Origin of the sequence: Paenibacillus sp. LHD-117 (assembly GCF_030929555.1) — a bacterium.
Lineage (GTDB): Bacteria > Bacillota > Bacilli > Paenibacillales > Paenibacillaceae > Pristimantibacillus.
The window spans coordinates 70,312-77,819 of the sequence record NZ_JAVFVT010000039.1; the positions used below are offsets into that span (position 1 = coordinate 70,312).

The 7,508-nt window shown below is 44.9% G+C and carries 7 protein-coding genes; 4 read left to right on the forward strand and 3 right to left on the reverse strand.

What is annotated here, in order from left to right; translation table 11 throughout:
* Positions 1-166: 166 nt before the first annotated feature.
* The 3 genes from topA to RB620_RS24825 all read right to left on the reverse strand — a co-directional run bounded on the left by topA (position 167) and on the right by RB620_RS24825 (position 3,638).
* Positions 167-1,843 (reverse strand): type I DNA topoisomerase, encoded by a 1,677-nt coding sequence (topA, locus tag RB620_RS24815; protein ID WP_308099089.1) that lies wholly within the window; start codon positions 1,841-1,843, stop codon positions 167-169.
* An 18-nt stretch (positions 1,844-1,861) separates the two neighbouring features.
* On the reverse strand, positions 1,862-2,359 hold the full coding sequence (locus RB620_RS24820; protein WP_308099091.1) for a hypothetical protein: 498 nt from the start codon (positions 2,357-2,359) through the stop codon (positions 1,862-1,864).
* A gap of 673 nt (positions 2,360-3,032) precedes the next feature.
* The gene (locus RB620_RS24825) at positions 3,033-3,638 is read right to left on the reverse strand and encodes a hypothetical protein (protein WP_308099093.1); all 606 of its coding nucleotides are present in this window, start codon (positions 3,636-3,638) and stop codon (positions 3,033-3,035) included.
* 794 nt (positions 3,639-4,432) lie between these two features.
* Here RB620_RS24825 and RB620_RS24830 point away from each other — a divergent pair.
* The 4 genes from RB620_RS24830 to RB620_RS24845 all read left to right on the forward strand — a co-directional run bounded on the left by RB620_RS24830 (position 4,433) and on the right by RB620_RS24845 (position 7,309).
* Positions 4,433-5,539 carry a ParM/StbA family protein gene (locus RB620_RS24830; protein ID WP_308099095.1) on the forward strand — a complete coding sequence of 369 codons (1,107 nt, stop codon included), beginning with the start codon at positions 4,433-4,435 and terminating at the stop codon, positions 5,537-5,539.
* Between the two features lie 5 nt (positions 5,540-5,544).
* Positions 5,545-6,090, forward strand: coding sequence for a hypothetical protein (locus RB620_RS24835; protein WP_308099097.1), 546 nt, complete (start codon positions 5,545-5,547; stop codon positions 6,088-6,090).
* A 341-nt stretch (positions 6,091-6,431) separates the two neighbouring features.
* Entirely contained in the window at positions 6,432-7,031 is a 600-nt protein-coding gene (locus tag RB620_RS24840; RefSeq protein ID WP_308099099.1) for a hypothetical protein, read from the forward strand.
* Positions 7,032-7,045: 14 nt separating this feature from the next.
* Positions 7,046-7,309 carry a hypothetical protein gene (locus RB620_RS24845; protein WP_308099101.1) on the forward strand — a complete coding sequence of 88 codons (264 nt, stop codon included), beginning with the start codon at positions 7,046-7,048 and terminating at the stop codon, positions 7,307-7,309.
* Positions 7,310-7,508 lie beyond the last annotated feature (199 nt).

Below are 7,508 nucleotides of genomic sequence, written 5' to 3' on the forward strand. Positions count from 1 at the left end.
CGGCCAGGTGGCCCCTGGGACCCGCGGCGCTCAATCGCCTGTAGAATCCGCAGTTCCTCGCGTTGGCCAGACGGACCGGGCGCCGGCTCCTCGCGATCCGGAGCTCCTTGTAAGCGGACTGGCCACCTCAAAAACAAAAAACCGCCTAATCGGCGGTTACGATATACTATCTAGTTGCTTTTCTAATTGCGTGATAAAAGGGCTCTATGACTTCAGTCCAAATTAAATCTCCGTTTGCTACTTTATCTAATTCCGACTCCATATTCGCAGTAAATCGAAGATCAATTAGTGATGGAAACACATTTTGAAGAGTCGAACAGACCTTCTCTCCTAATTCGGTCGCCACTACTTTTCCTTTTACGACTTTCACATACTTGCGAAGTAACAACTGATCCATGATTTGCGCATAAGTGGATGGTCGACCAATTCCCCACTTTTCCAACGCTTTAATTAAACTTGCTTCGGTATATGCAACCGGTCCTTTGGTTTGGTGTTTTCTGGCCTCCAGATCCTTGATGCGAATTGCATTTCCCCTAGCGACTTCTTCCAATCCAGTCTGCTGCTTCTGTTCGTCTTCTTTGCTTCCCAGTAGATCCCGCCAACCACGGAACAAAATGCGGCTGCTGAAAGCTCTGAAGCGAGTTTCATAAGCATCATCCCATCCCGAAATAATAACACTTGTTTCATGATGAATCGCTGAAGCCATTTGCGATACCATAAATCTGTTGTAAATAAGCCGGTACAGCTTTTGTTGATCGCCAGTTAATAACTCTTCCGCCTTTTCTGGTGATAGGTTAATATCCGTCGGCCTGATACATTCATGAGCGTCCTGTGCCTTTTCATCTGCTTTGTACTCCACATGATCGTCGCGGACAAACTCTTCTCCGTACATGCCCCTAATAAAATCTGCAGCAGCCCTTTCAGCTTCGGAATCTACTCTTGGAGAATCAGTTCTCATGTATGTAATAAAGCCATGTCCTTGAATACCTTCGAACAATTCCTGCGCTATGCTCATAGTTTTCTTTGGGCTGAAACCCAACTCGCTCGAGCTAAGTTGAAGCAATGATGTCGTAATAAGTGGCGCCGGTGGTCGATATTTTTTCGTTTGAATGGTGACATCATTGACTTCAAACTGTGACCGTTTTAAATGCTCTGCAATTACTTGCACTTCAGTTTTTTCGACGATACGTTCTTCCTCGACACTCTTGTTCTCTCGACTAATTAGCTCAGCTTGAAACAATAATTCTGGAATTCTCTGAAACGTTGCATTCATCATCCAGTATTCTTTGGATTCAAATCGATTCATTTCGTCTTGTCGATCGACGATTAATTTCAAGGCAGCTGACTGCACCCTGCCTGCAGAAAGACCAACATTCCCTTTCAATCGTGCCCACAACATCGGGGAAATTTCATATCCCGCCATTCGATCAAGCACTCTTCTTGCTTGTTGGGCCATCGCCATATTCATATCTAAACCACGCATGTTAGCGAGTCCCTTATGAACACCTTCAGATGTTATGGAATGAAAGACCGCCCTCTTACATTTTTTCCGCAGGACCGGCGGCAACGATTCGTAGATGTGATAAGCAATACCTTCACCTTCACGGTCCGGATCCGTAGCTAGTACTATAATCTTGACGTTTTCCCCAGCAGCCTTAATCTTAGAAATGACCTCGTTCTTACCGCGAATGAAATGTAATTTGGGCTTAAAATCATTTGTGTAGTCGATAGCAATTTCATTTTTAGGCATCTCTTTGATATGTCCAAAAGTAGCCAGAACCTTACAATTTAGCATTGATTGTATGTGCTTTGCCTTTGTAGGCGATTCCACGATGATTAACATGCATTATCCCTCCAACATTCAATCTTTGGTTCGCGATGACCTACGTTTGTAGTTAATTTCGTCCATGTAATAGAGCTCTATTACCTTTCGATGAACAATTGGACGTGAACCCGACTTAAAGACAAGACCCACATCCATATATTCCTGAAGCTTGGCCCTTCCATCCTCACCTGGTCGACAATCCCTTTTAATCGTTCCTGGTGGCAAACCATATATTTCCTCAAGGACACTTCCTAACTGATAATGCGGCCCTTGACTTCTGCATATGGGACAAATTTTCAATCCGCTTACGGAAATGACCGGATTCTCATTAAATGGCCGATCACAGAATTCGCAACGATGAATCGCATGTTTCCCCCTTAAGGCGTTTAGCTTCTCCTCCGCTTGGTTGATTTTCATATCCAAATCGTTTGCAACAGCTGTAAGACTGTAATCGACCGGGTTTAATTGCTTGATGTAGTCACGTGTGCTCTTCATTTGCTCAATCGATTTTATATATCGGGCAATCAAATCCATGAAGCATCCCTCCTGATACATATATATTAATCCATTTAGGGATTAACGTGTTCATTTTCGGATTAAAAAGCACGTGGAACATAGTTTGTGAAACATTTTAAAAAAGAAAAGCAAAGGAGACGGCTCCTTTGCTCGCTTGATTTGGATTTAATTGCGGGTGGACATAGGATGGTAGCTCCTCACTGGCCTTCGAGCTCGCAATAATGCTCTTACTCGTGCACGCAACCTATACTCGCCAGGGAAGATCTCGCCCTCTTCGAGTAAATGGCCAAAGCATAACCAAGTAAATAATAACGCCATGAAGACAACAAAGATCGTCCATCCAAAAACTCCAATCGCTAACTCCATCTGTACATCCTCCCGTATCATTTGATAGTATGGAGGAGAAGAAACTTGGGCCTTCCAAACCTTGTTCTTCCCCAAAAGCCGCCAGCCTAATGGCGGCTTTTTTCATTTTTGATCACCTGCCTCAATTATAAATCATGACTTTTTAAAAAGTCAATATGCGACATTGGATTCTAAAATCCGGTTATAATAGGTTGTAACACTTAATAATTCACCGTTTACAGCAAATTATTACGTGTATACACAATAATTCTCGTTGTTACAAAATGATTCTTTAAATTTCAAATAAAAAGGCTGCTTGAGGGATGATCCTCAAGCAGCCTGATCTTTAGGAATTCTGTTCTTGATGGCTTTCCACAAACATCTTAATGAAACGTTCTTTTGCAACCACATTTTCAACTTTACTAAAGAGCCCTTCCCTTTTAAATCTGACTTTCGCCGGTTGCTCATCCCAACTCTTTAGGGCTTCCTGCCGCAGCTTTCTCTCCCAACGACTCTCTTCTATCCGTTGATGTTTGATTATGGACGCCAGCTCCTGCATGCGTTTGGATACCACTTCATCAACCATCTGAAATAAACGATGTTCACGTTCCTGAAACTCTCGAGTTAAAAGCTCTTGAAAGGCATGATAATCGAGGATTTGAGTATCTTTGGGATCGGTTCCTTGTGGAAATGGCCGTAATTCCAGAACGTTGGGCAACTCGATAAAAATCGCATCTAAGGTCCAAGCTGTTCTCCCACCTGAATTGTTTCTCTTTTCGCAGATGTACTGGGCTACTCTGAGATCAAGCTCGTCGTACACTTTCTCACCATTAACTCTGATAACGCAGTGCAGCCCTTTTTCTTCGAGCTTCTTAAACCAACCATCCACTGTATTCGCATGCTTTCCAACCAAAGAAGCAAAATCACCTATGCCCCATACACTCTCGTTCATTAACTCCCTCCAGTCCCTACAAATGTACTCAACATGTAGTCTGTGGGCTATTTGTGGTCTACAAGCAACTGTGAATGATTAAGCCCAATCCGCTTACATGTGCCCCTCTGACCATAGAGAGACCACATTATAAACCATATATGGGCCACAAAACGTCGTTAATGTGGTCCACATTCTTGAACCAGCCAAGTTTGGCCGCTCACCAGGATCCGTATCGCGCTGAAGAAGGCGATCGATGTAATTTTGTTGGCAGCTGCTCCTCGCTACGCAAAGCAGCTCCTCAAGCACTGGCCCACACCCAGCCACGAACCAGAAACATCGCGCCGGCGGCGTTCGATCCGCAGGCCGCTGCGACGTCGGGATCCATATATGGGCCACAATACACCATCAATGTGTTCCATATAGAGAGCAACGACCATCTATAGACCACAAAATGCAATGATTTGTGGTCCATATAGGGATTGGACTCTACATATGGGCCAGAAATCAGCTGTGCTCCATACCGGAGAATAGTTCGAATCTTAAATCAATTCCACATCTTAGCAAAATTCTCCTGTCTTTTATTGAAATCTAGTTGCCGAGATACTCCCAAGATCATGTTGTGTAATTTTTCCCGTTAATTACACACTTTTAAAAGACTAATTACACACATTTTTAATTACAATTACACAACAATGTCGATATTTATCGATTTGATTACACAACTTTAAATAGGCTGTTGTGTAATAGTCGCACCTGTGATATTATTAATGTGTGTAATACATATGAAAAATGTGTGTAATGGAGGAGATTTCATGGGAGCAAAAAACGCAAAATCCAATCAACCTGTGTTTGTGGTGGCAATGGATACTGGCAACGGTGGCAATAAAGTTGTATCGGATACGGTTAAACGCGATCATTACGAGGCTGTTTTGGGCAGGTATACAGCGCCTCAAGCGATTACACGCATGTCTCGACGCAGCGCCGTGACTACTTACCAAGTAGATTCCGATAACCAGGATTGGGTTGTAGGCTACAAGGATGTGCAATCCTATAAGCTCGATCCGATTCCCGTTTACTCGCGCAATAGCCTTAGCCGCTACTCTCAGCCATTATTTGCTACATACGCAAAGATTGGCCTAGCAAGAGCAGTCGAAGGTGCCGAAGACATGTTGCCGATTTTGCTTGTTACATCGACGCCAGCGTATGATTTTCATAAACCTGAAGTTCGCACGCAGCTCTCCAAGGTGTTTCATGACCTGCATAAGGTCCATGTAAACGGTGAAAGAAAGGTTATCAATGTGGTTCAATACGAGCCGATGTCCGAGACTGAGGCGATCCTATACGACATCTACTTTGACGAAAACGGCGAAGTAGCCGACGAAAGAATTACCGAGGAAGATGTATTGATTATTAACTGCGGCTACGGCACCACGGACTTGAGTCATTACAGCAATATGGAGTACATTCGGATGCCTAAAGAAACCCTGCATACATCGTTCCTGGATGTGTATACACGGTGCTCACTGTGGTTGACCAAAGTTTTAGGCAAGCAAATCGACGTTCAAGAGGTGGCGCGGCAACTGGCGTCGCAACAACAGCAAAAGGTCAAAACCTTTAACTTTGTCGGCAAAGATGTGGAAGGTTTCCACTCCATTTACGATCAAGCAATTCAAGGCGTTTTTGAAGATCTTCGAACAGAACTTAACGGAATTATTGATGATCCGGATCTATTCCATCGGATTGTAGTCGTAGGTGGCCCAATTGAAGAGTGGGGACATTTGTTTAAAGACTGGAATGCTAGCAGGGTACAAATTCCTGCTGATCCTCAATTCTCGCCAGCTCGAGGAATGTATAAATTTGGAAAATATTTTGTCATTCCGTCTCTAGCTCAAGGTGAAATCGCAAGCACAAAGGACTGATCTTATTGTCACGCATACAACTATTAGCAAGCCCAAAAATCCAATCGTGGTGGACCGAGAGCAGCAACGATCCTCAACGACAAGATAAATTACGTAAAGCTACCGAAATTGGGCTGGAGATTGTTAATGGCTCCAAGGCAGTTATTGATGCAGATAAGTTAGATCTGTACGATGCGATAGAAAAACTATTGAATTCTGGGATCATATCCTGGTGGGCCGAGAGCAATAACGATCCGGAGCGACAAGAAAAATTACGAAGAGCCACTGAAATTGGCTTGGAAGTAATCGATGGCTCCAAGCTAGCAATCGAAGCTAGCGAATTAGAGCTCTATCATGCATTTAAAAAGCTTATCAAATCGGACGTTGTTGGAGTAAAGGTCGAGACAAACGTTCCAAAACCTGAACCTGAGCCCGTACAGCCAGCGCCTGCAGCAGTAATAATACAACATGCTCAGCCAGTAGAACCGCAATCGGAACCTCTCAAGGGTAAGCCACAACCAAATCTAGGCAAGCTATCAGGACTACGCAGATCTGTACTTGAATCAGAATAACCTTAACCGGACGCTCTCGTTATGAGGGCGTCCGTTTTTTTTTGCCAAACTGAGCGATCCGGGGTGCGGTGAATTACGAGTTCAATAAGAAAACCGCCAATGCTGGCGGCTTAACGAGTAATCTTCTTGGACTTTTTCTTTTTGAGCGGCAATCCCAAACGCTTGGCGTACTCCCGACTCTCCCGATTCAACTTCTGCAGCTCCTCAGTAGTCAGCTTCAGCTTCAAAAAGCCTCACCTCTCCCCTAAAAATGTTGGACTAGCTATGAACAATCAAGCATACATTAGACTAGGAACTGCGGAACAGAGTTCCTAAGAAAAAGACTAAATGAGGTCGATCCGATGAAGAAAGAAGAGGGGCGAAAAACCCGGTCTGACAAAAAGAAACATATTGCACCTTACATCCCTGATGAGCAACGCGTATGGATTCATCGAATCGCTCGGCACTGCGAGCAACCTGAAGGCGAAATCGGATTGCGTCTCATTCAAGCAGCGCTGGAGGACGAAAATTGCATCGTCTTCTTCAGTAATTACTTCAGGCGCGATTACCGATTCTCAGACAATATCCTATACTGCGGCCACGATGATGCAATCTCGATCTACGACTACCTCATCCATTCAGAGCAGAGAGATCGCTATAAGGTGAAACCCAAGCAAAGCCTCTACAATCAGCTGTGCGAATTTCAAATTGCGCTAGGCATTCCATTCCTCGCGCACGCTGCCTACGCATTGCTCCAATACGCTTTGCACGACATCCATACGGTTCAAAAGGTTTGCCCGAACATATCCAAGCATGACTTTCAGGCTCCTCACCGACCGTTCATAACATCACCTGCAGCTCCGGCGACAAGCAACCTGAAACTTGCACCAATAAAAGAAACTGCCGTTAAGAATCAACTGGTCCCGACCGGCAACTCATCGGTTTGGAGCATTCTCAATTAAAGGAGCAATGCGCCATGGATATCAAGCAAATATTTGGTTCAATGTTCAAAACCAGAACCGTCCTCATCCCGGTATCGCGAAGCGACTACTACAAGCTTCAAATGATCTGCGAAGGAGTTAATCAATCCGTCGATGCCGACGATGAACTAACGCCAGACATCATTGCCGGTCGTGTCCTGTCAACTTTTATACGAGAAGCCTACGAGGACAGCACCAACCGCATTGTCCATCAAATCGTTCCCGAAGCTCGGTACCATAGAAGGAAGAGGCAATTCTAGTTACATTTTGACCCGAAATTCATAGACTTATACATAAAAAAGAGTAGAGTCGCCGATTGGCGACTTTTCTCATTTTACACGAGGGGCGCCAGGGCCGGCGCAGCTGCCCTGGGCGATCCGGAGGGGCGCCAGGGCCGGCGCAGCTGCCCTGGGCGATCCGGAGGGGCGCCAGGGCCGGCGCAGCTGCCCTGGGCGATCC

Excerpts from the sequence above, each read along its gene's own strand:
- topA (WP_308099089.1), bottom strand. The coding sequence starts at position 1,843 with ATGTTAATCATCGTGGAATCGCCTACAAAGGCAAAGCACATACAATCA.
- RB620_RS24820 (WP_308099091.1), bottom strand. The coding sequence starts at position 2,359 with ATGGATTTGATTGCCCGATATATAAAATCGATTGAGCAAATGAAGAGC.
- RB620_RS24825 (WP_308099093.1), bottom strand. The coding sequence starts at position 3,638 with ATGAACGAGAGTGTATGGGGCATAGGTGATTTTGCTTCTTTGGTTGGA.
- RB620_RS24830 (WP_308099095.1), top strand. The coding sequence starts at position 4,433 with ATGGGAGCAAAAAACGCAAAATCCAATCAACCTGTGTTTGTGGTGGCA.
- RB620_RS24840 (WP_308099099.1), top strand. The coding sequence starts at position 6,432 with ATGAAGAAAGAAGAGGGGCGAAAAACCCGGTCTGACAAAAAGAAACAT.
- RB620_RS24845 (WP_308099101.1), top strand. The coding sequence starts at position 7,046 with ATGGATATCAAGCAAATATTTGGTTCAATGTTCAAAACCAGAACCGTC.